This window comes from Pseudoalteromonas peptidolytica (assembly GCF_012641745.1).
Classification (GTDB): Bacteria; Pseudomonadota; Gammaproteobacteria; order Enterobacterales; family Alteromonadaceae; genus Pseudoalteromonas; species Pseudoalteromonas peptidolytica.
This window is the reverse complement of sequence record NZ_WEHZ01000003.1, coordinates 85,025-111,366: the sequence shown is the minus strand read 5'-3', so window position 1 is coordinate 111,366 and position 26,342 is coordinate 85,025. Positions and strand designations below refer to the sequence as shown.

28 protein-coding genes are annotated in these 26,342 nt (G+C 40.8%); 13 read left to right on the top strand and 15 right to left on the bottom strand.

Annotation, left to right across the window (positions count from 1 at the left end; translation table 11 throughout):
• Positions 1–37 precede the first annotated feature (37 nt).
• From fabD to mltG, 6 genes are all read left to right on the top strand, one after another.
• A complete protein-coding gene (gene fabD / locus F9Y84_RS03020; RefSeq protein ID WP_128731018.1) occupies positions 38–964 on the top strand; it encodes an ACP S-malonyltransferase in 927 nt (308 codons plus the stop codon).
• A gap of 13 nt (positions 965–977) precedes the next feature.
• On the top strand, positions 978–1,724 hold the full coding sequence (gene fabG, locus F9Y84_RS03015) for a 3-oxoacyl-ACP reductase FabG (protein ID WP_147389583.1): 747 nt from the start codon (positions 978–980) through the stop codon (positions 1,722–1,724).
• Positions 1,725–1,940: 216 nt separating this feature from the next.
• Entirely contained in the window at positions 1,941–2,177 is a 237-nt protein-coding gene (gene acpP, locus F9Y84_RS03010) for an acyl carrier protein (protein WP_010374019.1), read from the top strand.
• Positions 2,178–2,262: 85 nt separating this feature from the next.
• Positions 2,263–3,501 carry a beta-ketoacyl-ACP synthase II gene (fabF, locus tag F9Y84_RS03005; protein ID WP_147389582.1) on the top strand — a complete coding sequence of 413 codons (1,239 nt, stop codon included), beginning with the start codon at positions 2,263–2,265 and terminating at the stop codon, positions 3,499–3,501.
• A 103-nt stretch (positions 3,502–3,604) separates the two neighbouring features.
• Positions 3,605–4,384, top strand: coding sequence for an aminodeoxychorismate lyase (pabC, locus tag F9Y84_RS03000; protein ID WP_225740734.1), 780 nt, complete (start codon positions 3,605–3,607; stop codon positions 4,382–4,384).
• Positions 4,384–5,367, top strand: a complete 984-nt coding sequence (gene mltG, locus F9Y84_RS02995) for an endolytic transglycosylase MltG (RefSeq protein WP_147389581.1) — start codon at positions 4,384–4,386, stop codon at positions 5,365–5,367. The genes pabC and mltG overlap by 1 nt, the downstream gene beginning before the upstream one ends.
• 87 nt (positions 5,368–5,454) lie before the next feature.
• Here mltG and F9Y84_RS02990 read toward each other — a convergent pair whose 3' ends face one another.
• The 6 genes from F9Y84_RS02990 to F9Y84_RS02965 form a co-directional block, all read right to left on the bottom strand.
• The gene (locus F9Y84_RS02990) at positions 5,455–5,832 is read right to left on the bottom strand and encodes a hypothetical protein (RefSeq protein WP_128732157.1); all 378 of its coding nucleotides are present in this window, start codon (positions 5,830–5,832) and stop codon (positions 5,455–5,457) included.
• A 330-nt stretch (positions 5,833–6,162) separates the two neighbouring features.
• The gene (locus F9Y84_RS02985; RefSeq protein ID WP_125252956.1) at positions 6,163–7,101 is read right to left on the bottom strand and encodes a LysR family transcriptional regulator; all 939 of its coding nucleotides are present in this window, start codon (positions 7,099–7,101) and stop codon (positions 6,163–6,165) included.
• Between the two features lie 17 nt (positions 7,102–7,118).
• Positions 7,119–8,843, bottom strand: coding sequence for a bifunctional isocitrate dehydrogenase kinase/phosphatase (gene aceK / locus F9Y84_RS02980; RefSeq protein ID WP_147389580.1), 1,725 nt, complete (start codon positions 8,841–8,843; stop codon positions 7,119–7,121).
• A gap of 117 nt (positions 8,844–8,960) precedes the next feature.
• Positions 8,961–9,434 (bottom strand): DUF4124 domain-containing protein, encoded by a 474-nt coding sequence (locus F9Y84_RS02975; RefSeq protein WP_147389579.1) that lies wholly within the window; start codon positions 9,432–9,434, stop codon positions 8,961–8,963.
• 61 nt (positions 9,435–9,495) lie between these two features.
• A complete protein-coding gene (locus F9Y84_RS02970; protein WP_147389578.1) occupies positions 9,496–11,007 on the bottom strand; it encodes a DUF3413 domain-containing protein in 1,512 nt (503 codons plus the stop codon).
• Between the two features lie 4 nt (positions 11,008–11,011).
• Positions 11,012–11,224, bottom strand: a complete 213-nt coding sequence (locus tag F9Y84_RS02965; protein ID WP_125252959.1) for a YejL family protein — start codon at positions 11,222–11,224, stop codon at positions 11,012–11,014.
• A 65-nt stretch (positions 11,225–11,289) separates the two neighbouring features.
• Here F9Y84_RS02965 and yejK point away from each other — a divergent pair, with 65 nt between their 5' ends.
• From yejK to F9Y84_RS02950, 3 genes are all read left to right on the top strand, one after another.
• Positions 11,290–12,303 carry a nucleoid-associated protein YejK gene (gene yejK / locus F9Y84_RS02960; protein ID WP_147389577.1) on the top strand — a complete coding sequence of 338 codons (1,014 nt, stop codon included), beginning with the start codon at positions 11,290–11,292 and terminating at the stop codon, positions 12,301–12,303.
• A gap of 157 nt (positions 12,304–12,460) precedes the next feature.
• On the top strand, positions 12,461–13,537 hold the full coding sequence (locus tag F9Y84_RS02955) for a porin (RefSeq protein WP_147389576.1): 1,077 nt from the start codon (positions 12,461–12,463) through the stop codon (positions 13,535–13,537).
• 10 nt (positions 13,538–13,547) lie between these two features.
• Positions 13,548–13,952 carry a type 2 periplasmic-binding domain-containing protein gene (locus tag F9Y84_RS02950; protein WP_147389575.1) on the top strand — a complete coding sequence of 135 codons (405 nt, stop codon included), beginning with the start codon at positions 13,548–13,550 and terminating at the stop codon, positions 13,950–13,952.
• A 62-nt stretch (positions 13,953–14,014) separates the two neighbouring features.
• On the opposite strand, the gene F9Y84_RS02945 is transcribed toward F9Y84_RS02950, so the two are convergent.
• From F9Y84_RS02945 to F9Y84_RS02935, 3 genes are read right to left on the bottom strand one after another with little or no spacing between them, the layout of a single operon-like run.
• On the bottom strand, positions 14,015–15,055 hold the full coding sequence (locus F9Y84_RS02945) for an LPP20 family lipoprotein (protein WP_244297248.1): 1,041 nt from the start codon (positions 15,053–15,055) through the stop codon (positions 14,015–14,017).
• A complete protein-coding gene (locus tag F9Y84_RS02940; protein ID WP_125252964.1) occupies positions 15,003–15,620 on the bottom strand; it encodes a penicillin-binding protein activator LpoB in 618 nt (205 codons plus the stop codon). The genes F9Y84_RS02945 and F9Y84_RS02940 overlap by 53 nt, the downstream gene beginning before the upstream one ends.
• Positions 15,621–15,624: 4 nt before the next feature.
• Positions 15,625–17,286: a COG3014 family protein gene (locus F9Y84_RS02935; RefSeq protein WP_147389574.1), complete on the bottom strand. Its 1,662-nt coding sequence runs from the start codon at positions 17,284–17,286 to the stop codon at positions 15,625–15,627.
• A gap of 177 nt (positions 17,287–17,463) precedes the next feature.
• Here F9Y84_RS02935 and F9Y84_RS02930 point away from each other — a divergent pair, with 177 nt between their 5' ends.
• Together F9Y84_RS02930 and F9Y84_RS02925 are read left to right on the top strand one after the other, a co-directional pair.
• Positions 17,464–18,042, top strand: coding sequence for an LPP20 family lipoprotein (locus F9Y84_RS02930; RefSeq protein ID WP_125252966.1), 579 nt, complete (start codon positions 17,464–17,466; stop codon positions 18,040–18,042).
• A gap of 41 nt (positions 18,043–18,083) precedes the next feature.
• A complete protein-coding gene (locus F9Y84_RS02925) occupies positions 18,084–19,442 on the top strand; it encodes a murein transglycosylase domain-containing protein (protein WP_147389573.1) in 1,359 nt (452 codons plus the stop codon).
• On the opposite strand, the gene F9Y84_RS02920 is transcribed toward F9Y84_RS02925, so the two are convergent.
• On the bottom strand, positions 19,437–20,333 hold the full coding sequence (locus tag F9Y84_RS02920; protein ID WP_147389572.1) for a TIGR01777 family oxidoreductase: 897 nt from the start codon (positions 20,331–20,333) through the stop codon (positions 19,437–19,439). The two genes, F9Y84_RS02925 and F9Y84_RS02920, sit on opposite strands and share 6 nt — an antisense overlap.
• 115 nt (positions 20,334–20,448) lie before the next feature.
• Here F9Y84_RS02920 and F9Y84_RS02915 point away from each other — a divergent pair, with 115 nt between their 5' ends.
• On the top strand, positions 20,449–21,477 hold the full coding sequence (locus tag F9Y84_RS02915) for an AI-2E family transporter (protein ID WP_128729752.1): 1,029 nt from the start codon (positions 20,449–20,451) through the stop codon (positions 21,475–21,477).
• 91 nt (positions 21,478–21,568) lie between these two features.
• On the opposite strand, the gene F9Y84_RS02910 is transcribed toward F9Y84_RS02915, so the two are convergent.
• From F9Y84_RS02910 to F9Y84_RS02890, 5 genes are all read right to left on the bottom strand, one after another.
• Positions 21,569–22,006 carry a hypothetical protein gene (locus F9Y84_RS02910; protein WP_147389571.1) on the bottom strand — a complete coding sequence of 146 codons (438 nt, stop codon included), beginning with the start codon at positions 22,004–22,006 and terminating at the stop codon, positions 21,569–21,571.
• Positions 21,990–23,333: an ATP-binding protein gene (locus F9Y84_RS02905; protein WP_125252971.1), complete on the bottom strand. Its 1,344-nt coding sequence runs from the start codon at positions 23,331–23,333 to the stop codon at positions 21,990–21,992. Before F9Y84_RS02905 ends, F9Y84_RS02910 begins: the two co-directional genes overlap by 17 nt.
• A complete protein-coding gene (locus tag F9Y84_RS02900) occupies positions 23,327–24,001 on the bottom strand; it encodes a response regulator transcription factor (protein WP_010374057.1) in 675 nt (224 codons plus the stop codon). Before F9Y84_RS02900 ends, F9Y84_RS02905 begins: the two co-directional genes overlap by 7 nt.
• 2 nt (positions 24,002–24,003) lie before the next feature.
• The gene (locus F9Y84_RS02895; RefSeq protein ID WP_125252972.1) at positions 24,004–24,261 is read right to left on the bottom strand and encodes a PepSY domain-containing protein; all 258 of its coding nucleotides are present in this window, start codon (positions 24,259–24,261) and stop codon (positions 24,004–24,006) included.
• Positions 24,262–24,368: 107 nt separating this feature from the next.
• The gene (locus tag F9Y84_RS02890) at positions 24,369–24,668 is read right to left on the bottom strand and encodes a YciI family protein (protein ID WP_125252973.1); all 300 of its coding nucleotides are present in this window, start codon (positions 24,666–24,668) and stop codon (positions 24,369–24,371) included.
• A gap of 221 nt (positions 24,669–24,889) precedes the next feature.
• Between F9Y84_RS02890 and F9Y84_RS02885 the strand changes: the two genes are divergently transcribed.
• Positions 24,890–26,314, top strand: a complete 1,425-nt coding sequence (locus tag F9Y84_RS02885) for a sodium-dependent transporter (RefSeq protein ID WP_128729749.1) — start codon at positions 24,890–24,892, stop codon at positions 26,312–26,314.
• The last annotated feature ends 28 nt before the right edge of the window (positions 26,315–26,342 follow it).

The window sequence follows — 26,342 nt, the reverse complement described above, 5'->3', positions numbered from 1 at the left end:
GAGGACGTGGCGATAATAGAGAAGATAAGAGCACAGTATGTCACAAAAAATCGCATTATTTTTCCCCGGCCAAGGCTCGCAAAGCGTGGGTATGTTGTCCGAGTTACTTACATCTTCTGACACAGTTAAAGCAACCTTCGCTGAGGCCTCAGAAGCACTAGGCTATGATTTAGCTGAGTTAGTATTAAACGGCCCTGAGGAAGAATTAAATCAAACTCACCGTACTCAGCCTGCGTTATTAACTGCAAGCGTTGCTATTTTTAGAGCTTGGCAAGACCAAGGTATTGACGCTGAGTTAACACTAGCTGGCCATAGTTTAGGTGAATATTCTGCGTTAGTGTGTGCAGATGTTTTACCTCTTACTGATGCCGTAAAATTAGTGGAAAAGCGTGGTTTATACATGCAGGAAGCTGTTCCAGCAGGTACTGGTTCTATGGCTGCAATTATTGGTTTGGATGATGACGTGATTGCTCAAGTTTGTGTTGAATCTGCACTGGGTGACGTTGTTTCACCGGTAAACTATAACTCCCCAGGGCAAGTAGTTATTGCGGGTCACGTTGAAGCAGTTAATCGCGCATCTGAAGCATGTAAAGAAGCCGGAGCCAAACGAGCGTTACCGCTTGCAGTCAGTGTACCATCTCATTGTGCATTAATGAAACCGGCTGCTGATAAATTAGCAAAAGACTTAGCGTCGCTAACATTCTCTGAACCTAAATTTGCTGTGATCAACAACGTCGATGTTACAGTCGAAAAAGATGCCGCAGCGATAAAAGAGGCGCTGATCCGCCAGCTTTATAGTCCGGTGAGATGGACTGAGACGGTTCAAAAAGTTGCTAAAGAGGGTATTACTACGGCATTTGAGTTTGGCCCAGGCAAAGTGATCACAGGCTTAGTGAAGCGTATAGATCGTTCAGTATCGTGCGCATCGGTAAATGATTTGGCCTCAATTGAAGCCACAAAATAAGAACGAGAACATTATGAGTAATTTATTTTCTTTAGAAGGTAAGGTAGTCCTGGTTACAGGTGCAAGCCGAGGTATTGGTAAAGCAATCGCTAATGCTTTGATTGCCCAAGGCGCAAAAGTTGCAGGTACCGCAACTAGCGAGTCTGGTGCCGAGCGCATCTCTGAATACTTAGGTGATAACGGTAAAGGTTATGCGCTGAACGTGACAGATGCCGACTCAATCGCAGCAACTTTATCAGCAATTAAAGAAGATTTGGGCGATGTTGATGTATTAGTAAATAATGCTGGTATCACCCGCGATAACTTGTTGATGCGAATGAAAGATCAAGAGTGGGATGATATTATCGACACTAACTTGTCATCTATTTTCCGCTTATCAAAAGCAGTACTTCGCCCAATGATGAAGAAGAAAAACGGCCGCATCATTAACATCGGATCAGTTGTGGGTACGATGGGGAATGCAGGTCAAGCCAACTATGCTGCAGCAAAAGCCGGCGTAATTGGTTTTACGAAATCATTAGCGCGTGAGGTTGCATCTCGTGGTATTACAGTAAATACTGTAGCGCCTGGTTTTATCCAAACAGACATGACAGATGAGCTAACTGATGAGCAAAAGGCAGCGACCCTAGCAAATGTTCCAGCGGGTCGTTTAGGGCAGCCTGACGAAATTGCCGCAGCTGTCGTTTATTTAGCATCAGACGCAGCAGCTTATGTCTCTGGAGAAACATTGCACGTCAATGGTGCAATGTACATGGTTTAACGAGCTAAGATCACAAATTAATTGAATTTTTTGTGATCTTGTCGACAACTTACTTGAAATCGTCGTGAAAATAGGCGATAAAAAGATTTAAAGCTTTGTAACAGGTTTGACCAGAAAAAAAAGTACGGGTCAATCCTTGAATCCCAGAATGATGCGTCGTAAACTGCGCCGCAATCTGAAAATTAACGCAGTAGCGTTTAAATAAAGGAAAGAAGAATGAGCGACATCCAAGAACGCGTAAAGAAAATTATTGTAGAACAACTAGGTGTTAAAGAAGAAGAAGTAAAATCTGAAGCGTCTTTTGTTGACGATTTAGGTGCTGACTCTCTAGACACAGTTGAGCTTGTAATGGCGCTAGAAGAAGAGTTTGATACTGAGATCCCTGATGAAGAAGCAGAGAAAATTACTACTGTTCAAGCAGCGATCGACTACGTTACTGCTCACGCTGAGTAACTAGCTTTTCTATTAGGGCAGCACTCGCTGCCCTAACTCTTTCTAGACCCCCCTTTACTATAATAATCCCTTTTTGGAGGACACCGTGGCTAAACGTCGAGTCGTAGTAACTGGCTTAGGTATGTTGACGCCGCTGGGTAATGATGTTGCATCTACCTGGCAGGGCTTATTAGAAGGCCGTAGTGGCATTCGCAATATCACGCATTTTGACACAGAAGGTTTCGGAACTAAGTTTGCAGGTTTAGTGAACGACTTTGATGTCACTGAATATATTTCCCCTAAAGATGCTAAAAAAATGGATGTCTTCATCCAGTATGGCATCGCTGCCGGCGTTCAAGCACTAAAAGATTCAGGGCTTGAAGTGAACGATGAAAATGCAGCCAGAGTTGGTGTGGCAATTGGTTCGGGGATCGGCGGGTTAACGTTGATCGAAGAAAACCACAAGAAACTATTAAATAGTGGCCCACGTAAGCTGTCTCCGTTTTATGTACCTTCAACTATCATCAATATGATTTCTGGTCACTTGTCTATCATGCATGGACTGAGAGGCCCTAATATTTCTATTGTGACAGCATGTACTACAGGTCTTCACAATATTGGCCATGCGGCACGTATGATTGCGTACGGTGATGCTGATGCGATGGTTGCAGGTGGAGCTGAAAAAGCATCGACTCCAATTGGAATGGGTGGTTTTAGTGCAGCACGGGCATTGTCTACACGCAATGACGATCCTCAAGGTGCGTCTCGTCCTTGGGACAAAGATCGTGATGGATTTGTGCTTGCCGATGGAGCTGGCGTAATAGTGCTTGAAGAGTATGAGCACGCTAAAGCACGTGGAGCTAAAATTTATGCTGAGTTAGTTGGCTTTGGCATGAGTGGTGATGCTTATCATATGACGTCGCCACCTGAAGACGGTGCCGGGGCTGCTCAAGCGATGGTCAATGCACTGAATGATGCAGGGGTAAACCCATCACAGGTTGGCTATATCAATGCACATGGTACATCTACACCAGCAGGCGACATTGCAGAAACACATGCGGTGAAATCCGTATTTGGGTCGGCTGCAAAAGATGTTATGGTCAGCTCATCTAAATCGATGATGGGCCATTTGCTAGGAGCTGCAGGTTCTGTAGAGTCGATTATTTCGATCCTAGCGCTGCAAGATCAGAAGGTAACACCAACCATTAATTTAGATAATCCAGAAGACGGGTGTGATCTAGATTATGTACCTCACACCGCTCGTGACGCAAAGTTAGAGTATACATTGTGTAACTCATTTGGCTTTGGTGGTACAAACGGTTCATTGCTTTTTAAAAAGGTATAGATGAACCTTAGTAACTGAATACAAAAAAGGTTATGATAAAAATGCTCGGCAACGCCGAGCTTTTTTATGTTTGCGTATTTGGTTTTGTGAAAGGGTACGAAAATTGGAAAATCAGCAGATTTTTTCTAATAGTGACAGAGGGTTAGCTTATGGTGATGGTTTTTTCACCACAGCTTTAGTCTGCAATGGTCGTATTGAGCTGTGGCCACTTCATGTAAAGAGGTTAGTGCAATGTCAGCAGCGTTTAGGTTTTCCTGAGCTGAACCTCGAAGCACTTGAGCGCTTGGTTTATGAGCGAATAAAAGGTGAAACAAAGGCCGTATTAAAAATTCTCATTACACGAGGATGTGGTGGCCGAGGCTATCAAGCTCCACAATCACCCACGCCCAGTTTTAGCATCCAGGTGCTACCATTCCCAGAGAATTACAGTAAATGGCAGCAACATGGTATCGAGACCGTGCTAAGCCGAGTTCAGTTGGGGATTCAACCTTTACTAGCAGGCCTCAAAACGTTAAATCGATTAGAGCAAGTGTTGATTAAACAAGATGCGCAAACGCTGGAATGTGATGATGTCATCGTTACTGACATCAATGGCAGCGTTATCGAATCGTCTGCGGCAAATATTATCGTAATTAAAAACAACCGAGTGTACACGCCAAATCTCGCAAATTCAGGTATTAAAGGTGTATTTCTGACATCTCTTGAAAGCCAAGTTGATATTACTGTAGCTGATATAGACCTTGAGTTCTTGCAATTAGCAGATGGTATATTTATCTGTAACAGCTTGATTGAGCTTGTGCCGATAATAAGGTTTGAGCAGCAGTGTTTTGACATAGAGTATTTGTTGACGCTAAAAAAACAGATCTTAGGGATGAGTTCTTAATGAAAAAGTGGTTGTGTATTCTAATATTTGCGATTTTAATGGGGTCGTGGTGGTTCTTAGAAAAAGTAAATCAAGTCAAATTTGAACCGCTCAACATTTCGGATAAGTTTGTAGAGATAAAGCCGGGACAAACCTTTACCCAGTTATGCCACCAATGGCAGAAAAATGGTGCGTTGTCTCATTGTTTACCTTACCAGCTGTATAGCAAATTAATACCAAAGCTGTTTGCGTTACAGTCAGGAGTGTATGCGCTAAAAGGGTTAACGGTACTTGAGGCTGTGGCTAAAGTGAGTCGCGGTGAACAACATCGTTTTAGCTTTACTATTATTGAAGGCACGCCAATCTGGGAAGTTGAGAAAAAGCTTAGTGATGCGCCTTACTTAAATCAAGACATCGATAATTTGAGCAGCCAACTAATGCTGGACTATGGCTCCGTTGAGGGATGGCTCTACCCCGACACATATTACTATCATGGTTTTGATTCTGCTTTGGGGTTACTAAAACGAGCGCGTGATAAAATGCAAGCTGTACTACAACATGAATGGCAAAATAGAGCGAGTGACTTGCCGTTAAAAACGCCTTACGAAGCGTTGATCTTAGCCTCAATTATTGAAAAAGAAACTGGTTTGCACGAAGAGAGAAAGAAAGTTGCATCGGTATTTATCAATCGATTAAAAAAGGGTATGCGTCTACAGACTGATCCCACCATTATTTACGGTATTGGTGAGGGGTTTGATGGCGATATTAAACGTAAGGATATTCGGCAAAAGACGCCCTACAACACCTACCGTATTGATGGCTTACCACCGACGCCAATCGCTATGCCATCGGAAGCTTCAATACATGCAGCATTACATCCTCAAAAGACGGACTATCTTTATTTTGTGGCTACTGGAAATGGCGGTCACTATTTCTCAAAAACACTAGCAGAGCACAATAAAGCGGTACAAAATTATATTTTAAACAAGCAAAATAGCCGTTAATAAATAATGAGTTAGCACTTTTTGTTGCTAACTCTTCCATGTGATTTGCTAGCAATGTCTAGTTGAACGGTATAATTAAGAGAGTTATTAGGCGCGATTGAGTGTTTGAAGCCATGTAATCGCGTCGTTGTAATTTTCAAAGTTTTTAATAGTAAGCCCATGCTTTTCGGCAAACGCCTCGATGAGTCCACTTTTGGTATCAGTAGGAGAGATAACTCTAGCGAGTGCTATATTATCAACAACTTGATTGAGTTTTTGAAGTACATTCAACACGCTCGGATAATCATAAGTAATATGTAATTGTGATACATCAATTACCAAACAGTTTAGTTTGTTGGATTTTAGTGCCAACCCCAGGTTTTTGTACATATTGATAATATTTACTTCAACACATTCACCATAGGCGGCTGCGTGGATTAGCTTCTCTTTATTATCAATTGTTGCCCGGTAAGAGAATTTTGCCATGCTGTATCACACCTTTTATCTATATAAATAAAAGGATAGTTCAATTCGCTTGTGATACCAGCATGGAATGTATGGGATCATAGTTAAATGACCTTGTCCGACGATATTTTTTAGGTCATACCAATTATTTTAATTAAAAGATCTATTTTGAGCCGAAAAACCTTGTCGATAACATCGCCAAAGCGTCGTACTAATGCCGAGGTGCCTACCGCCATACAGACAAGGCAAAAATTTTGCTATTTAGTTGTTCTAAAGAAGAAACTTTTAACGCAGTTAGCGTTACATTGATACTCTCTCAAATTGAGCGAGTATCAAAAAGGCTAATTGGTATCATATCAATGATTGTGCTACTTCAGCGATTTTTTGTCGCAACCATATATGGCTGGCATCACGATGTAGTAGTGGACTCCAAATCATATCTAGCTCAAATGGTGGGATAGGAAAGGGCGGCTCCAAGACCGATAAAGTTGGATCATCACGATATATGTTGGCAGCTTTTGAAGGCAAAGTAGCAACTAAGTTTTGTTCTTTAGCAAGATGTATCGCGACGTGATAATTACGAGTAAAGGTTGCAATGTTTCGGTGCTTGCCAAAATGGGCAAGAGCTTCATCAACCCACCCAAGCTTTTGTACGTCAGCAGGATCCATCCCAACACCAACGCCAAACCCAGTTTTACTTACCCAAATATGACGTGACTTAAGATACGCATCCAAAGTAAAGTTAGCAATAATTGGATTATCAGATTTTACAAGGCAGCAAAAGCTATCTTTCCAAATTCGTTTATGATGAAACGACTGTGGGAGGTTTTCAAAGCGATTAATTGCCATATCAACTTTCCCATTTTCAACGTCATGGAAGGTAACGTCACTGGGTGTGAGGATGTCTAGTGTAGTGTCTGGCGCCTCTTCATGAAGCTTATTGAGTAGTTTAGGGGCAAGCGTGCTTGCAGCATAGTCGCTCGCCATAATGCGAAATACGCGATTGCTGCTAGCCGCTTCAAACTCTCTGTTAGGTGCTAGCGTTTCTTCCAACGTCATTAAGATACCACGGATAACAGGCTGTAGCTCTAAAGCGCGCTCAGTTGGAACCATTCCTTCACTGGTGCGGACTAAAATTGGGTCATTAAAAAGGTTTCTGAGGCGTTTTAAACCATTACTCATAGCTGGCTGTGTAATGCTAAGTTGGTTTGCTGCACGCGTCACATTACATTCTCGAAGTAGTGTATCGAGATAAACCAGCAAGTTAAGATCAATTTTACTAATGTTCACTCAGGGATTCCTTTATGTTATTTTTCTTTTTTGGCCATTTGTAGGAAGCGATTTTTTTGTGGGTAAGGGTAAATATGCTTTACGGCTTTTTCACGTATATCACGTTGCGCTTGTTGCCAAAATACGACCTCAGCCAAATCAGGGTGATGGTTCAGAAACATTTCTCTTAGTTTAGGATTTGTCAGAACAAATGTACACAGTTGTTCTGGAAAGACATCCTGAGGGGCGCTAGAAATATCCCCAGAGTCGTACATGGTTTCAATGCCCTGTTTGGGTAATGCTCGAAAATTCATCTCGGTTAAGTACTGTACTTCATCATAATCATAAAAAATTACCCTGTGATGTTTACTGACGCCGAAGTTTTTTAACAGCATATCGCCAGGAAAGATATTAACGGCCAGCATTTCTTTGAGTGCATTACCGTAATCTTTAATGACTTGCTCACAGGTTGAATCATCAGCTTGCTGCACAAACAGGTTGAGTGGTGTAATGCGACGCTCGATATATAGGTGCGTGATTACCAAGTTCTCACCTTCGACCCTGATGCTATTAGAGATTGATGTTAACAGCAATTGGTAGAGCTGTGGTGAAAATCGTGCAACTGGTATAACAACGTCAGAATACTCGATGGTATCAGCCATACGACCCACTCTATCATGGCGTTTTACCAACTGGTAACGCTGCAGTACAGTATCTTTGGTAAAAGGCTTACTTTCAGGAAACTTATCTCTGATCACCTTAAATACGTAAGGGAAGCTGGGGAGTGTGAAAACCATCATCACCATACCAGGTGTACCTGCGGCTACTTCAAATAATTCTTCAGAATTGTCTAGGTGTTGTAAAAACTCTCGGTAAAATTCGGTTTTACCTTGTTTGTGAAAGCCAATAGCGTTGTAAAGTTCAGCCTTTGTTTTATTTGGCATTAGCTGATTTAAGAATTTAACCAGTGCAGAGGGGGCATGTGTTTCTACTAGAAAATAAGCGCGTGCGAAGCCAAAAATAACTCGCATCTGTGAACTGTTTGTTAGTAAAGCATCTATCAACAGTTTGCCATTTTTAGCATGTAAAATGGAGATAATAAACGGCTGTACCCCAGATTTAGAGACTACTCTCCCTACGATATAAGCTCCTTTATTACGATAAAAAGGCGCATTTAGAATGTCAAAGCGCATCAGGTGCGCTTGATGATGGGTATTAGGGGCTTGTTTCAAAAATGCTTTTACGAGTAATCGAATGTCACGGTCTAAATCTTCAAATTCACAGTGAAAGTCTATTTGCTCAATCATTTTCTTTATCGTTGGTTTCAATCCATTCACAACAGGAAAATAACTACGATACTCGGCTTCAACGGGAAGGGAGGTTGCATTTGCGAGTTGGGTTTCGATGAAAATAAAATCACTGTTGTAATAGCGACGATGGAATAACCTACAAAAAACAGAGTTATAGAAGGTTTCAGCAAGTTCAGGCTGAGGATGAAAAGTTAAGCGTTCGAGATAGGCTTGTTTTACTCGATACCACAGTGTTTCGTTGAGCTGCGTTGAGCGATATAGCTGCATGAGTTTGTGTGCGGTTTCATCGACTTTACTGTCGTATTGACTGATCCTTGCTTTACTAATTCTCTCTATTTCACCCCAGTTTTGCTTGGCAAACGCAAAAGGTGCCAATTTAGTGATTTTTACGAAAGCTTGATAGTGATTTTGAAAGCCGGACAAAATCTGCTCAGCCAATTGCTGTGCTTGCATATACATCCCTCATAAATACGCATTGTGAGATAGCTTCACTTTACAAGGGAATGTATAAAAAGTCATCTGGTAATACCAGTTATAGCCAAAGTTAATTTAACGAGCTTACAAAATTAGCTAGTCTTCGTAACTTTTTAATCTCTTTTCTAATTTTGAAATTTCTTTTTCTAGGTTTTTTAATGCCTTGGCATGTGACTTATTAATGGCTTTGATTTTTTTGGTGACTTGCCGGACACGCTCTTTACGTCTATCTTCACTCATCAATTTTGTTAGTTTTTCTTGCTCCTCTCTAACAGCTGTGTCTCGTTTTCCATTTAAAATTGCTCTTTCGTGGTTTTTTGCTCGAAGAGCATGTTTTGTTCTTTTTATGATTTGTGCGCGTTCAATATTATTAAGCGCTTTATAATGTTGCTCAGAGGGCACAGTGGCTTTAGGATCAGTTGTTGTGATGGTGTGTTGTGTAGCGTTAACTGAGCAGGGAAATTGGCTGAAAACAGCGCCTTTGCTAGTTGTACATTTGAAGTATTTTACGGTTTCTGCGCGTCCGAATAAGGGCAGTAATAGTAATATAACCTTGATAAGCGATTTCATACGGCATCCCTGCGGTTTAAAAGATAATTTAACCATAGATGACGACAGCATTACTTCAAGATTATTGCGCTTCTGGTGTCGTGAATTTTTTTAATGTCTTGATACTTTGAATTAAAAAAGGGATATCTAAGTTGCCATTTAATACAAAGCCTTCTTTTGCTGACATTTGTTTAAAGTTACCATCTTGATCCACTAATGTAATTTTATCTTTTTTGAAGGCTACGAGCACACCTTGAGTAAAGTTAACGCCCTCTGCATGACTGCGCGTTTTAACATTAGAGCCAAGCATTCCTTGTTGTGCCAAAGGAGCACAGCCAAATACTGAGCTTATAGCGGTGTAGGTAATGTCATGAGGCTGCATAAGCCCACTTGCTTTCGCGTACAAGTTAATGTTCGTAAACGCCGAACTAGTTAGGATGGTTGAGCGATGCGTGCTTAAGTCGAGTGCGATAAACGGTTTACTTAAATCAATAGGTGTCTTGCTGTTAGCTTCAACTATGGCGAGCTTAGCTTCAGCTTTTGTTGGGATGAACGTAAACTCATCACTAGATTTTACACTCAATAAGTTGTTATTTAACGACCAAATAGGAACTTGTTGTTGTACTAAAATGGACTCTTTGTAGTAGCTTGGAAGTCCATAAATAAGACTAAATAAGGCGTCGCTAGAGTTTCCGGCTCTAAGCACTGAGTCTAATTCAAAGATGCTATGATTATCGCTTTGCAGCGCATTTGATGCTATTTGCTGATATGACTGAGCGTCATTATACGCATAGATAGTCATTGTTTGTTGAGTGTTGGGTTGACACTCCGCAGCGATGATTGGTGCGCTATATTTGGAATGCGCGCTGCCAACATTTAAAGCGTGAGCTTCTTCATACCTTTCTATATCCAACAGGTCATGCCTTGCAAGTAAGCTTTTTGCTGTTGTCGGGTAAGATAGCGGCAGCACGTTATCTTGCTTCGTTATATCAAAAAATGCGTTGGCATCAGCCCAAATGTGAAGGCTATGGCTCAGTGCAAAGCAAGTTACAATTGTACCGGTTGCGTAACGTGGGAAGGTATATGATTTTAACTCAGCCAAATGTCGCCAGGCATAATTACCTGCCAGTAACTCAAAGGTAAGTATCAAGGCCAAAATTAAAAATGCAATAATGAGGCTGAATGTTGAAGAGCCAACGAGTGTTTCCCATAAGAGCACAAATATGTCTGGTAATGACGAGGGGTTGATATGATACCCCAGCTGTAAGTATACAAATGCGTCAATGGTTAACACGACAATGCCTAACGTGGCAATAAATGCGGCCATCCCCCTTATGTGTCGTGGATAAGGAAAAACTAGGCTCAGCGGGAAAATGGTTAATACAAACGCACAAAAGGTGATAAAGCTGGTGTGGCTTATCCACGTGATCAGCATATAAAACCAGCCGACAAACGTACTTGGTGCTTTGTCAGCGAATAAATAAACTGAGCTTATCAGCAAAACCAAGCCAATATTTGCAAAGGTAAACCAATGTCCCCAGCTTAATAATTGACTTGCTTTCGATGAAAAAGGGCTGTGCGGTGTAAGGTTCATTCCGTTACTTTACTGATTGAGTAAGCGCTTTAGCAAAATTTTCAGCAACAGATTGTCTCTTATTCTCTGGAACATGCTCTTTTATAATGTGCGTGATAGAATTACCTAAACACATCAAGCTAAGATCAACTGGTGCGTTTTGCGAGCTTAATACATTAATTAATTGGTCAACAATTTCTTCTACTTGTTTATTGGAATACTTTGATTGGATAGGCATCAGTTGGTTCAATTTATAAAAGCAATAATTTTTACATTTTAACATTAGAGGCGTGAAAAACAAAGATGAGCGTTGAGGTAAAAAAACTAGTTGTTCACTATGTAGACAAACAGGACGAAGATACCGAGATACATCTCCGTGAAGATGAAATGCAACTCAATGATAAAGTAAATGTTTTCATTGAACAATTACATCATGCTTACAACGGCAAACCGGGCAAAGGTTTTTGTGCTTTTAGTGGTGAAAAAAATAGTGTCGTTGCGTCTGCTATGCAAAGCTACAGAAATAACGAGCTTAATTTTTGGCACTTAACTCAAGAAGCCACCAATGTTCTCAAAGAAGAGCTTAATAAATATGCTTTTCACGAAACAGGATATTTAGTGTTTTGTCATTATCAGTATGTTGCCAGCAATTTTATTATGATTGCACTAATAAATATCAAAGAGCACTACACAATCACCTCTGATCTAGATTTATCAGCAGCAAAACATTTAGATATTTCGCGTATGCAGTTGGCTGCAAGAGTTGATTTAGATGCTTGGGATACCGCAGCGGAAGAAAATCGTTATATTTCGTTTATAAAGGGTAGGGCAGGTCGTAAGGTCGCAGATTTTTTCCTTGATTTTCTTGGCTGTGAAGAGGGGATCGATCCTAAGCAACAATCCCAAACTATGCTGCACGCTGTAGAAGATTACTTATCAGCGCAACAATACGAAAAGTCCGAAAAGGATGATATTCGCAAAGAAGTCTTTGATTATTGTAACGACTGTGTCACGACGGGTGAGGATGCTGATGTCAACACCTTGTCACAAACTTTGTCTAAGTCGGCAGACGTCAAGTTTGAAGACTTTTATAAAGAACAGGGCTATGAGTTGGAAGAGAGTTTCCCTGTAGATAAAAAGACAGTAACGAGCATGGTCAAGTTTTCAGGGCTTGGTGGTGGAGTGAGTGTAGGTTTTGAGCGTAAACATTTGGGCGAGCGCGTTATCTATGATGCTGCGAGCGATACACTAACGATTAAAGGTGTACCACCAAACTTAAAAGATCAAATTGAGCGATATTACAACGATGAGTCTTAAGTTTTAGAAAGGGCAGCGAAAGCTGCCTTTTTTGTTCCTGTTTTATCCCTTTTTTTGCAAAAAGAACTATCAATTTGCTGCTTTTGCTAGCATTTTTTTAATTTTAACTATACTTGCATTGTAGTACTTGTAGAACAAGCAATTGGGATGAATCACAATGAAGACAAAATTAGCTTTAGGCTGTACCCTTTGCCTTACCTGCTTTGCAGGTCATGCGGAGGTAAACTTTTCTGGATTTGCAAGTATCAATGCGGGCAAAGTGCTCAGTGGTAGCGGTGTTCCACAATTCGGAATAAACGATCCAATCTTTCTCGCAGATTACCCTATCGTCAGTGTGTATGATGAGGATGTTTCGTTTGAACCTGAAACACTGATGGGGCTGCAATTTAGTACAGATCTCACGGAAGGCTTGAGTGTGACAGGACAAATTGTTGCTCGAGGAGCTGATGACTTTGATGCTAAGTTTGAATGGGCATATTTGTCATACGAGATAAATGACAATTGGACTTTCCAAGCTGGTAAGAAGCGCTTACCACTTTTTTACTACTCAGACTTCTATGATGTTGGCTATGCGTATGTGTGGATGCGTGCACCTGCCGACAACTACACATGGCAAATATTCAACTATAACGGTGTGAATATGCTTTATAATGGCAGTATTGGTGATTGGTCATTGAGTGGCAACATTTACGCTGGTAAAGAAGATGACGATGACAACAAACTGCTTAGTGAGTTTTTCTTTCAAGAGCCCACCAGAGAAATCTGGAAAGATATTTTGGGGGGAGTGATCCAAACCAGTAATGACTGGCTTGAGGTTCGACTTACGCATATGCGCTATACCAATAAACGCTATCGCGCTGGAGAGCCGGTACTGTGGAATGGCAGTGATGAGCGTGATGGTAAGTTCTACGGGTTAGCGGTTAACGCAGATTGGGGCAATTTTTTCATCCTGTCTGAATTAAATAGACTCGACTTAGACGGTGATCTCGATACTAAGATGCTAACACTAGGTTATCGCTTCGATAGTGTCACTCCTTTTGTATCTTACGCTGATTTTGAAGGAGAAGGAGATGATGCAGAAAGTCACGAGACTACTTCTGTTGGGATCCGCTGGGATTTCCATTCTGCTGCAGCATTTAAAATTCAATATGACGAAGTTGAAGACAACTCCGTTGGGCTTGCAGTCGCTGGTGATAGTAAAGCCATCACCATCGGTATCGATATGGTATTTTAAGGAGAGCGTCATGAAAAAACTATTTTTACTTGCGCTACTTTGTAGTTCATATAGCACCTTGGCTGTTGACGTGATTGTTAACCCAGCGAATAACTCCGCCCTTGATGAGAATGAAATTAAACAAATCTTTATCGGCAAAGCGAAGTCTTTTTCAGATGGCTCTAAAGCACTGCCAATTACCCAAGTTGATGGCTCAAGTGTAACGGATGAATTTAATGAAAAAGTACTAAATAAATCTTCTAGTCAGTTAAAAGCCTATTGGTCGAAGCTTGTATTTACTGGTAAGGGGACACCTCCAAAAGAAGCCGCTGATGATGCTGAAGTGATTAAATTAGTTGCGAGCAACCCTAATTTAATTGGTTTTGTGTCATCGGGAGCGGCCGATGGCAGTGTTAAGGTTGTAAAATCGTTCTAATATACAGTCTTAGATTTCATAATAGGGCTCCTGTTTGGAGCCCTATTGTTTATAGGTATCAGCTAGATTTTACTGTCAATAATTAGCATTGTGAGCTTCTTGCTGAGCATCTTCGCTGATTTTTCTTCAGCATTTGCTTTTGCCATATTCTCAAAACTGGAAGCAGCTTTGATCTGTGTAGAAACATGTGCTTTTTCTTTGCTGTTTTCCAATAGTATCAAGCTCGAATTAGCAAAAACATAGTAAGTGTTATTTCTCTTAACATCTTGAAAATCGACACTAAAGTCAATTTGAAAATCTGCTACTTGACTGTCACCGACCACTGTTAGCCCTTGTTTAGTCAAACTTTCAGCAAGCTGGTTACGGATATTCTCAAGCCCCCATAATTTGGATGAAATACTGAATGTGAGAGACTGAAGAAAATCGTTCAATATTTTATCTTTGTCTTTTACGGACTGTGGTGTAGCAATAGAACCACCTCCGAGTTGACGGTGATAATCATTAGCTTTTCGGCGTTTGGCAATCAAGCGCTTAATTGCCATAGCGTCTTTTAATTTCTCTGAGTTAGTGAGCCCAGAAATGTTTGCCTTGACAATGTCTTCATCAAGTTGACGAATATCTAACTCCGTATGCATCCTTGACTCAACTTTGTTGAACGAGGCTAGGGCATAAGCAGTATTATTTTGCCGGGAATAAAACTCCTCTTCGATTTTTACGCCTTGTAACTTGATACTCGGTACTTGAGAGTACAGTACTTCATCAACTTGGTAAGAAAAATCCCCATTAGATTGGCTTTGTGTTACTTGTGTTATACCTTCAATCTCGACATTGAGCTGCTTTGCAATCGCAAGCCTTGCAGATTCTTGAGCTGCAAGCTGTGCCTCTGTGCGGTTTGCAATATGACTTGCTGAGCCAACGCCATAGGTCAAATACTCAGAAGTTGGCTGCTGTGTTGTCCATATCGGTTGTGTTTGTTCTTTTGCAATCGCTTCTTTAGTTGACTGACAAGCAGACAAGCTTAAGGCGATACACAAAGGTAAAACGAAACGTTTAGAAGCCATACCCGCTTCTCTCTTGAAGTTTTTGAATTTTCTTCTGTCCATTCCACACCTCACGGTTTGTCGTCATGTCAATTAGTCGAAGATCGACTTGATAGAAGGTAACGCGGCTACCACCTTGCTCATCAACAAATGAGTTAATAGTGCCAGATAACGCATAGTCAGCACCTTGCTCTTGTCCCATTTCGTTACGAGTTTCTAGGCTAGAGTTTAGCTCTTGGTCTCGGCGCTCTTCTCGGATCTCACCTCGTATGTCACGGTTAGCAACAAAGTCTGCTTGTCCACTTCGTAAAATTGCGCGTTTCAAATCATTTAAGAAAGTGTCGACAGCGATATGCTGATGTGACTTGTTACGAACGGATTGAATAATGATTGCAGGTCTGCTTCCCTCTTTGGCACGGTGCTCGCGCACCCATGGAAAGCCAAGCATATCACTAACCATCGCTTCAGCGACTAATTGTGAGTCTTTGCCATTCCACTTATCAGAAAGTGCAATTTCTTCATTTGTATCAATTCGGCTGACTTTTGTTGTCGAAGAGCAACCTGTCAACGCCGCAGATGAGACGATGAGCATTGGTACAACGAGTTTTACAGCAAATTTTGGCTTCATATCTTCAGTCCATGTTAGTTAATGAGGATAAATAGTTTGGTGTGGCAGCAGCCGTAATACCGGTAAATGTGCGCACATGACTAATTGTTTGAGTTTTTGAATTAATTTGAATATTTTGGTTGATAACTCTGCCACTGCGCAGTGTTGTTTGCAATGTCAACTCGCGAGTATGCTGGGGTAGCTTAACACGAGCCACTCTGATTTCAGCTGGTAGAGACTGCCATTGTCTAATATCAGCCGAAGCCGTCACTGCATTGGTTACTGATGCTGTTAATTGTGCCAATCCCGCAAGCAGTGTTGGCTGCGGTGATGCAAATTGATTAATCGCTTTGTTTGCTGTGACTGCTTTTAATATCTCTCGGGAGATTGCTGTATAGATTTCCATATTGGCATTACTCAAGGCGTCATACAATGTGAGTAAGTTTACCGAATAAAAGGGGTGTAATTCTGTAATTTTTTGTCCGTTGGCAAAAAGGGTAACTTGTTCAATATTATTTTTGTGGGGTTGTAAATACGTGACGGAAATTCTACTGCCATATTTTAACGCATCAATAATTCCCTCATTTACTGCTTTTTGCCAGAGTGATTCGCCCAAAGGTAGTCTTTTTGTCACCGACCCGAGAATGACGTCTCCAAAGTCTCCGGTGGCATAATTCTGAATGAGGTCAAAGAGGCTAGTGTCAGAGAACATCAAATTAAACCAAGCAAATTGAGCTTGGCGCTCTTCACGAGTGCCTAGATAAATAGGAGTGATAACAATCGCTTGTGCACTTTCATCAACGCTCAAATACAGATTAAACTCTTTTCTTTGTGGGGAAACTCCCAGGCTTTGTACTAAGGTAAAATAATCAGTCGGTTGCTCTGCGACGACTCTAGTTAAGTCTTTTTGAGCTTGCTTTTGTGCATGTCCTCCTAATTGATATTGTTTACTAAAGCCGTTTTTGTATGCTTTTGCAGCTCGTTCGTATTGTATCCTTGCGCTGTCTAATTCCCCTTGTTGTTCGTATAATATCCCACTTAAATACTGGGCAAACGCATCATCTTTATACTCTAGATCTTCCTTTAAAAAAGGCTGACCAAAAATAGCTTTCAGTATTTTTTCCACATTACCAAGGCTCGTCTGGTTGCCACCATAACCTCCAGTGTTCCTTTTTAACTGCTCCAAATATAGATCTAGTTGTCGCATCTCTGTTAATGCTGAGTCATATAACGCCGTGCTGTTTGCTGCGGATTTGCTTGCCAAAGCGGCATAATTTAGAGCCATGATCGTGTGGATCATAGGACGGTGATATACTTTACCGGTATATTTTTTGTAGCTGGCTCCAGTAAATGCGGAAAATAACTCATCACTGATGCTGACAGTGTATGCAGCTTCAATGATACTTTTAGCATTTTCTAAAAACTGATTACTTTGAATATAATCTTGTTGTAGATGCGATAACATACCTGACTCTAGATAATAAAGTAACTCGTCTCGTGAAGAGCCTTTATAGGCGTTATCTATGTGCTTTTGGGCTGTGATAAAATCACCTTGTTCAGCATATTCAATTGCCAACTTATTCGCACTTGGCGTGAGGTTACAGCCAGCAAGTATTAAAAAGCTGACTAAGAAGAGTAACTTGAAGAATAATTGAAAAAACGTGTTTTGGAATCGCATTCCTTGCATACTTCTACTTATAATGGCAGTGTTGTCTGAGTTCAATCATATAACAATAAATTAAATAGTAAAAAACTGAATTGAAAGTGCTAAATTGTTAAAAATCGTTTTTACAATTTATTACTGTTAAGCAGTTATTTTTTTGATACGTTTTACTCTGTAATCAGGGCAATTAAGGAACCCAATATGAAAGCAAAACAACTACTTTTATCAGTGGCCGTGATAGGGATCTTATCGGCTTGTAGTTCAAGTAAAGATGACGCAGCTTCCAGTCCACGAGTCAATATTCCAGAATGGGTTCTTAATCCGACCATTGAAGATGGTATTGCCGCAGCTGACTGTGTGAAATACTCTGGAAATATTTCAATTGATCAAAAAATGGCGGTTGCTAACGCGCGTCTGGCGCTGGCGCAGCAAATTGAAACCCGAGTAGAGGGATTAGACAAAACTTTTTCAAACCGCACAGACGCAAATGAAGACGTTACCGTAGGAGCAACTTTTAGCTCGGTTTCGAAGCAATTAACAAAGCAAACCTTAAATGGCTCTCGAATTGTAAAGGCAGATGTTATTGATATTTCCGGTAAAGATTACTTTTGTGCGCTTACCACACTATCACCTGAACTGACTAAAGCGCTTTTTAAAGATTTAATTAAAGAAAGCAAACGTAGTGTAGACCCGCAAGATGAAAAGTTTTTATATCAAGAGTTTAAAGCTTACAAAGCTGAGAAAGACCTTGAGAAGGAAATTGCTAGATTGACAAATTAAAGCGTGATTATCACGCTTTAATTTTTTTAAGGAGGGTTGTTGTGCGTAAATCAGTGTGTTCGTTTTTAGTTGTCGCTTTGAGTGCGATCCCAAGTGCAGTAGCAAGTCAAGCTCAGTTATTTGAAGAGCTCTCAGAAAAAATGGCGCGTTGGCAAACGTCTACCCCCTCAGATCAAGAGCTGAGTGAGTTTGAACAATATAAGCGCCAACAGTTAACGGCATTTTCTGACTATGTTACCGAACATTTTGAGGAATTCGACTCATTCCGTGATCAGGTGATCCAGCAATGGGGTGATATTACCGTTTCAGACCAAGCAACCTTTGTTTCTTACAGTGACGACTTATCATCAAGAATGGTGGTGGATTTTGCTGCCAATAAATTGGTCGTTAGTGTAAAGCACGCTGTGGATAAGAAGGTCACTGAGGAACAGTTACGCACGCTATATAAAGAGTTTATTGCAAACGATCGTGCGGTCATTGAAGTGTTTAATACCCAAAATGCACCTGATTTTACAAAAACCAAAACACAACAGCGCCAAATTGATAATGCTTCCAGAGCGCAAGCTTTAATTGCAGCTAAGAATCAAATAGATAGCCAATTTGAGCAACAACAACGTTATATTGAGCGACAAACAGATCAAGCTATTTTAGATGGTGAAAATGATAAAGTCGCCGAGAAGCAACGTCGAGAACAACAGGAAAAATTAGAGCAACTCAAGCAAAAACGCCTAAAAAAGCTAGTAAAAGCGGCAACTAAAACAGGCACAACTGAACAAAAACAGACGACCGTTGTTTCTGAGGTTGTGCTCCAGTTGCCAAAGAAAGTTGATGCCAGAAGCAGGGCTCAGCGTTACTTGACTCAAGTGAATTCACAAGCACAGCGCTTTGATATCGCACCGAGTATCATTTTGGCTGTAATGCACACTGAAAGTCACTTTAACCCCATGGCAAAATCACATATTCCAGCATTTGGGCTGATGCAGATAGTGCCTACCAGTGCGGGAGTGGATGTTAACCGTATGCTTTACAATCGTGATGAACCGATGTCTGCACCATATTTGTATGTTACCGACAACAATATTGAAGCAGGTGCTGCTTATTTGAATATTTTGGACAAACGCTATCTTAGCAAAATACAAGATCCTTTAAGTCGAAAGTACTGTATGATTGCAGCTTACAACACCGGCGCAGGTAATGTGGCTAGAGTATTTAATGCTGATGGCTCGCGCTCTATTACTAAAGCGTCCAAAATCATCAACTCACTGTCACCCGAAAATGTACTTAGTGCTTTGGACACGGGCTTACCTTATGATGAAACAAAGCACTATCTAGACAAAGTATTAGCCAGAGAAAAGTTATATTTACCCGAAATAGCGATGGTGACAGCGGGGAATTTATAAGTTGAGAGAGCGTAACGCTTCGTCGATACTGTCGTGGCGAAAACGGTAACCCGTGTCTAATAGTTTTTGTGGTACAACACGCTGTCCAAAAAGCAATAAGTCAGACATCTCCCCGTAAGCCAGTTTGAGTACGATAGGGGGAACTGTAAAAATACATGGACGGGACAAGTTTTTTGCAAGTTCCTGTGATAACAGCTTATTTGATACTGGATTGGGTGCTGTGGCATTCACAATGCCCTCAATTTCATCGTGTTTGAGAATAAATAAAATAGCTTGTACCATATCATCGATGTGGATCCACGACATTACCTGTTCTCCCTTGCCAATTGGACCGCCTAGCCCTAGTCTAAATGGCGGTAACATTTTGACTAGTGCACCACCTGTTTTTGACAGTACAATACCAGTTCTTAAAATACATACTCGAGTTTGCTCAGACTCCGCTGCGAGCGCCGCATCTTCCCAGTCGCGGCATAGCTGATGAGAGAATTCGTCGTAATGTGCTGTAAAGTCTTCTTTTATTGTTACATCACTAGGTTGGCGCCCATAAACTCCGACAGCACTGCCTGAAATAAGCAATGCCGGAGGGGTGGTTGCTGCACTTATTGCTGAGCTGATTGCGCGTGTGATGTTGATTCTGCTATCACGAATTTCTTGCTTCCTTTGTCTAGTCCAACGACCGTCAGCAATTGGTTCTCCTGCTAAGTTGATGACAGCATCAATATCATTAAAATCTACTTCATCTAGGCTGGTGATAAAGTGAGTACCAGGCGGTAACACTGAAGCGGCTTTCACTGGCGAGCGGGTTAGCGCAATAAGACTATGCTTATGGATTAAAAATTGACATAGCTTGCTACCAATTAACCCTGTAGCACCAGTTATTAATATTTTCATTATATGGTCTCTTTTTTGTTATCTTACAAACCTACGTTTTAGCAAGGAGTTAGATCACTCATTTTCATTATAGGTGGTTTGTTTTAGAATAGGAAAAAAGCAAAAGGAGTGAGTGGTGTCTTCACTTACAGGAATCAATAAAACACTGATAGTTTTAGCATCTCTTTTCATTGTATTAGCAGGTGTTAAACTAGCTTCTGAAATCGTTGTGCCCTTTATATTGGCTGCTTTTATCGCAATCATCTGCAATCCAATGTTGAAATTTTTGGCGCGTTTTAAATTGCCCAAAGGTATTGCCATTCTTGTGATTATAGCTTTAGTTATGTTGATTGGTGCCAGTATTGGTGGCTTGGTAGGGCAATCAGTTAATGACTTTTCTGAGCAGCTCCCAGCTTATAAAGAAACACTCCAAGATAAGTTCGTTTGGCTAGTCACTACCGCTGCCAACTACAATATTTTGCTAGATAAGCAACAGCTAATTAGTATGTTAGATCCAAACCAGTTAATTGATGTTGCGACCAATATGCTTACTGGTTTTGGTGGTGTCATGGCAAATAGCTTCTTAATTCTGCTCATCGTGGTTTTCATGCTTTTTGAAGCGCCATCAATCGGACACAAAGTACATCTTGCGTTAGATGATCCCGAAATGAAAATGCAACAAATTGACCGCTTCTTAGACTCAATCAACAGTTATTTGGCAATTAAGACTGCGGTATCGTTGGCTACAGGCGTAATTGCCGCGACGTTTCTTTGGGCACTTGATGTTGATTATTTTGTACTGTGGGGAGTAGTTGCATTTTTGTTGAATTATATCCCTAATATTGGGTCAATTATTGCTGCACTGCCACCAGTTCTGCTAGCGTTAGTCACACAAGGGCCGCTGGTAAGCGGTATAGTCGCTATCGGCTATATCTGTATCAACACGCTAATGGGAAATATGATTGAGCCTAGGTTTATGGGTAGAGGTCTTGGCCTATCGACGCTGGTGGTATTTTTATCTTTGATCTTTTGGGGGTGGCTGCTTGGTACGGTTGGTATGTTACTTTCAGTACCTTTAACTATGGTTGTAAAAATTGCCTTGGAAACCAGCGAGGAAGGAAAATGGTTGGCAATCCTGTTAAGCGCAGAACAACCAGAAGAGTGATACCAACATCTATTGGATCTGGATAGCTTTTATTTAGAGAATGAGATAAAAGCTATCCAAATTATCAACTAGTATGACCTCATTACTAATATTAATTAGCGTTGACATTATCTTTTAGTATTTTGCTACTTTGAAGCTCTGAAATATGCGCTTTTAGTAGTGTTATTTTACATTGCTTGTATGCCGTTGCCGAACGCGTTGCATTGGGCATATCAAGCAGATAACGCCAGCGACAACTGTCTTCCATGTATTCCTCATGATTGCGTAAAGCGCGTTCCATGATAGGCAAAATTTGCGTGTTTCCCGTATCGGCTTGATACTTTTTTGTATCTAGCAACAGCTTGGTGATCCACGTTTGGCGATGGCGTTCTAGTAAATTGATATTGTTATCCAAACACATTAGAAACTTTTTTGCCTTCTCAGGGTGACTAGACTCGTGTTTGGAGCAATCTTTCAAGGTGATGTCTTCATTTGCAATTACTGATAGTGTAAAGCCAGCTATCAATATACCGCTAGTTATTTTTGTCATTGTTAAACTCTATTATGAACTTTGCGCCGCCATGCTTCGACGTGCCTATTTGCATCAGTCCTTGATAAGATTTAACTAAATCTGAAACGATAGCCATGCCTACGCCATGACCCGCCTCATAGGTATCTAATCTTGTACCTCGTGTCAGTAATTCTGAGCGGCGATGCTCGGGGATCCCTGGGCCATCGTCTTCAATTTCGATTAACAGTAGGCGCTTTTTTGGCGCACTAATATTTATATCGACCAAGTTGTCACATGCTTTACACGCATTATCAATAATATTCCCCAAGATCTCCATAAGGTCAGTTTTATCACCAAGAAAAGCTGCGTTTTCGTCGCATTGTGATGAAAATGAAATATGTTTGTCATGGTATACTTTTGACATCGCATTAAGTATTGAGTCTAGTACAGGTTTTACAGATGTCTGCTTTTTCCATGTGTCTGATGCACCAGTTGCTGCACGCTTTAATTGATGTTCGATCATCACATTTATTCTGTCGAGCTGCTCTTGAGCATCTGCATCCGTAGCTAATGGGCTTGACTTTATGACTGCCAATGGCGTTTTTAATGCGTGGGCTAGATCACTTAACGAGGCTCTATACCGTTCCTTTTGTCGCTTTTGGGACTCAAGTAATAAATTCAAATCTGATTTGATGGTGAGTAACTCAACTGGATAAGAGCCGGTTATTTTGTCTCTTTCACCGGCCTCAATTTCTTTGATTTCTTTGTCTAGCCTTTGTAAGGGGCGGGCATTCCAAACGAATCCAAATGCCATCAACCCCGCAATCACAATGCCCATAACCAACATCCAGTTTACTAGGGTGTTTCTAAACCCTGACATGAGCGCCATGAGTGCATCATTCTTTTTTAGTAAAACAAATCTTGCCTGTTGAGAGTGGTCAGCGTTACCTAAAATGACAGTTAAACTTAATTGCCAAAATAAAACACCACCATATTCCACTCGCTTAAATTCAGGGGCACCAGCCTGGTTATCTGAAAAGTTAGGTGATATTGACAAGTTAACCGCCGACTCAGAATACCAAACCAGAGATTGTCCCTGATAAACTAGAGCGTAAGTATCTGAGTTGAGGCGACTTAATTCTGGTGCAAGTATACTACGCGGCATTTCAAGTCCATCTGAAACAAACTCAACTTCAGATATCAGCGAGTATAAGTGCGCTTCCAGCGTTTTTTCTGTGGCGTCTACCAAAGACGCGTAATAGGCTCTGCCAACAGAGAAAAACAATGCTGGTAGGGCTATAATTAGCACAAAGACAAGGATAAAACCTTGCCTTATTTTAAGTGAAATCTGTGAACTGTTTACCACTGGTTTTTAAACCTATATCCACGTCCTCTTAAGGTTTCTACAGGATTAAGGGTGCCATCTGGGTCAAGTTTTTTGCGCAGTCGCAATACGAATACTTCGATAACATTAGAGTCCAAATCAAAGTCTTGATCATAAATATGCTCGGTGAGTTCAGACTTTGAGATAACCTTTTGCGGATTAACCATGAGGTATTCCAACACTTTATATTCATAGGCGGTCAGCGATAGTTCATTGTCATTTACCCAAACCTGCTGAGAGCGTGTATGAATTTTGATAGGACCAATACAAATTTCTGGATTTGCTTGACCTGCGCTACGCCTGATAAGTGCATTACAACGCGCAATCAATTCCTCTACATGAAACGGTTTAGTCAGGTAATCATCAGCACCTGCATCTAAGCCTTCAACTTTGTCTTGCCAGCGATCTCGGGCTGTTAAAATTAAAATTGGTATCTTAACTCCGTTAGCTCTGGCTCTTCGAATGATTTCAATACCATCAAGTTTAGGCAGGCCGAGATCAATGACGGCCATGTCTAGTGGGTATTCTTCTAGGTGAAACAAGCCAGATTCGCCATCGTGACATAAATCAACGCTGTATTTTTCTTTTTCTAATGCATTTCGCAGGTTTTCTGCTAGCTGAATATCGTCTTCAATTACTAAAATACGCATTCTTAGTCCTTATTTACTTCACCTGTCTTCTTGTTTACTTTTATATCAACAATTCGACCATCGGGTTGGAGGATTCTCACGACAAAGAACTGGCTTTCTTGCGAAATCTTAAGTGTTCGCCCCGCATATTTATCTAGCGCTAAAGACACAGCCTCTTTTTTCGTAATTGTTTTTTTATTCTTGTCATTGTGGTCATTTGCGTCTGCTACACTCGAACAGAACGCCAAAATTAACGCTAATAGAGTGAGTTGCAATCGCATATTAAGCTCCACAGTTTCATAGATACTAAGTTTATAAACTTCATAAATCTCAAACAAATTTAGTGTTTTTGTAATTAACCTTTGCTGAATTTAATGAACATGAGCAATTATGGCAGAACACGTTTGTAGGGCTTGACAATACTTTGAGTGTAAACACCCGCTTCAATATAAGGATCTTCGCTTGCCCAAAGCTTCGCATCTTCTAAGTTATCAAATTGTGCGATGACTAAAGAGCCGGTAAAACCAGCTTCACCAGGGTCTTCCGAATCTATAGCTGGTAAAGGACCTGCGGCGAATAATCGTCCTTGTTGTTGTAATATCTCAAGGCGTGCAAGGTGAGCTGGACGTGCTGCAAGGCGGTTTTGTAATGAGCCTTCAGCATCAGTTGAATAAATCATGTAGAGCATAAGTATTAGTTCCCGATAAGTTTCTAGGTTATTATTGTTATTTTCGCGTATTTTGTCGGCTTTTGAGCGACGATTATCAATCTTATGATAAAACGTGGGTTGTGCAAAAGTAAATGTACAGAAAGTTTTTCATTCATTGGTCATTTAAACTTGAAAAGCACTCAACTAGACTGGTAGAGTCCTTCGGATATTTATAGAAAATAATAATAAGGTTGATTGCAATGAGTGCAAACCGAGAGCATTTTAGCTCGCGACTGGGCTTTATCCTTGCAGCAGCAGGTTCTGCTGTTGGTATTGGTAACTTAGTCGGCTTTCCAGTCTCCGCGGCTAAAAATGGTGGCGGTGCGTTTTTACTAATCTATGCACTGTTTGTGGTGTTTATTTGCTTGCCGGTGATGATGGCAGAAATGGCAATGGGTAGAAAAGCACAAAAAGATCCTTTTGGTGCTTACAAACTTTTGTCAAACCATGACAAAAAATGGTCAGTAGCAGGTTTTCTTGCCGTGCTCACGCCGTTTATGATCGCCGTATTCTATATGGTAATCACGGTTTGGATTTTCGGCTTTTTAGCACAGACGGCGATGGGTAATCTTGATGTATTGGCATCACCTGATTATTTTGGCACATTTATCAACGACACCAATGTGTTTATCTATATGTTGGTTGTGGGCGTGATAGTTAATCTTATTCTGGTTGGCGGGGTAAAGGAAGGGATAGAAAAAGCGGCAAAACTGCTTATGCCAGCATTATTTGTTATGTTACTTGGGTTAGTGGCTTATGTACTAACGCTCGACAATGCAATGGCCGGTGTTCGTTATTATATCGTTCCTAACTTTGAAAAAATGAATGCCAGTGTATTAAATGGCGCGCTGTCGCAGGCCTTTTTCTCATTGTCTCTAGGGATGGGCATTCTGATCACTTATGCCTCTTACATTTCTAAGAAAGATGACATAGTCGGCAGCTCTAAGATGGTTGCGGTAACAGATTCATTGGTAGCCTTCATCGCTGGATTAATGGTGTTGCCTGCAATTTTTAGTTTTAACCCGAACACAGATCCAAGTAAATTATCAGACTCTTCGGTATCAATGATTTTTGATTATCTACCTAAGCTGCTGTTAGCCCTGCAGTCGGATATTGGGTATGTTGGCGCATCGATTGTTGCTGGTATATTTTTCCTATTGGTATTTTTTGCCGCTATCACTTCCTTAGTCTCTATTGTAGAAGTACCAACAGCAACGTTGATGGAAGAAAAGAATATTTCTCGCAAAAAAGCGTTAATTGTATTGGCATTGACTACGGGTTTACTGACTGTTTTATCTACAATGTCTTTTGGTATGGTAGATTGGCTAACGCAATTTATAAGCTACGGCGATGCCCAAAAGAGCTTCTTCGATTTAGTATATGACGTATTTTACGATACGATTTTGCCACTAAATGGCTTGATGGTGTGTTTATTTGTTACTTACCGATGGAAGCAATCTGGGTTGAGTGAGGAATTGGCACAAGGCTCAGAAGGGTATGTTGGCAGTTTTACGGAGAAATATATTAACTTCTCTTTGAAGACATTTATTCCCGTGATATTACTGGCAATTTTTATCAATACCGTAGCAACTAAGTACTTCGCAGTGAGTATCTTCGGTTTTTAATTTACGCTAGAAGCACTAGTGTGTTAAC

Bases quoted from the DNA above. Each gene is read 5' to 3' on its own strand.
- fabD (WP_128731018.1), top strand. From the start codon at position 38: ATGTCACAAAAAATCGCATTATTTTTCCCCGGCCAAGGCTCGCAAAGC.
- F9Y84_RS02965 (WP_125252959.1), bottom strand. From the start codon at position 11,224: ATGCCTATCCAATCAAAGTATTCCAATAAACAAGTAGAAGAAATTGTT.
- acpP (WP_010374019.1), top strand. From the start codon at position 1,941: ATGAGCGACATCCAAGAACGCGTAAAGAAAATTATTGTAGAACAACTA.
- F9Y84_RS02955 (WP_147389576.1), top strand. From the start codon at position 12,461: ATGAAGACAAAATTAGCTTTAGGCTGTACCCTTTGCCTTACCTGCTTT.
- F9Y84_RS02950 (WP_147389575.1), top strand. From the start codon at position 13,548: ATGAAAAAACTATTTTTACTTGCGCTACTTTGTAGTTCATATAGCACC.
- F9Y84_RS02910 (WP_147389571.1), bottom strand. From the start codon at position 22,006: ATGACAAAAATAACTAGCGGTATATTGATAGCTGGCTTTACACTATCA.
- F9Y84_RS02930 (WP_125252966.1), top strand. From the start codon at position 17,464: ATGAAAGCAAAACAACTACTTTTATCAGTGGCCGTGATAGGGATCTTA.
- yejK (WP_147389577.1), top strand. From the start codon at position 11,290: ATGAGCGTTGAGGTAAAAAAACTAGTTGTTCACTATGTAGACAAACAG.
- F9Y84_RS02975 (WP_147389579.1), bottom strand. From the start codon at position 9,434: ATGAAATCGCTTATCAAGGTTATATTACTATTACTGCCCTTATTCGGA.
- F9Y84_RS02885 (WP_128729749.1), top strand. From the start codon at position 24,890: ATGAGTGCAAACCGAGAGCATTTTAGCTCGCGACTGGGCTTTATCCTT.
- F9Y84_RS02945 (WP_244297248.1), bottom strand. From the start codon at position 15,055: ATGGACAGAAGAAAATTCAAAAACTTCAAGAGAGAAGCGGGTATGGCT.
- aceK (WP_147389580.1), bottom strand. From the start codon at position 8,843: ATGCAAGCACAGCAATTGGCTGAGCAGATTTTGTCCGGCTTTCAAAAT.
- F9Y84_RS02900 (WP_010374057.1), bottom strand. From the start codon at position 24,001: ATGCGTATTTTAGTAATTGAAGACGATATTCAGCTAGCAGAAAACCTG.
- F9Y84_RS02990 (WP_128732157.1), bottom strand. From the start codon at position 5,832: ATGGCAAAATTCTCTTACCGGGCAACAATTGATAATAAAGAGAAGCTA.
- F9Y84_RS02970 (WP_147389578.1), bottom strand. From the start codon at position 11,007: ATGAACCTTACACCGCACAGCCCTTTTTCATCGAAAGCAAGTCAATTA.
- F9Y84_RS02890 (WP_125252973.1), bottom strand. From the start codon at position 24,668: ATGCTCTACATGATTTATTCAACTGATGCTGAAGGCTCATTACAAAAC.
- F9Y84_RS02895 (WP_125252972.1), bottom strand. From the start codon at position 24,261: ATGCGATTGCAACTCACTCTATTAGCGTTAATTTTGGCGTTCTGTTCG.
- F9Y84_RS02940 (WP_125252964.1), bottom strand. From the start codon at position 15,620: ATGAAGCCAAAATTTGCTGTAAAACTCGTTGTACCAATGCTCATCGTC.
- mltG (WP_147389581.1), top strand. From the start codon at position 4,384: ATGAAAAAGTGGTTGTGTATTCTAATATTTGCGATTTTAATGGGGTCG.
- fabG (WP_147389583.1), top strand. From the start codon at position 978: ATGAGTAATTTATTTTCTTTAGAAGGTAAGGTAGTCCTGGTTACAGGT.
- F9Y84_RS02935 (WP_147389574.1), bottom strand. From the start codon at position 17,286: ATGCAAGGAATGCGATTCCAAAACACGTTTTTTCAATTATTCTTCAAG.
- F9Y84_RS02920 (WP_147389572.1), bottom strand. From the start codon at position 20,333: ATGAAAATATTAATAACTGGTGCTACAGGGTTAATTGGTAGCAAGCTA.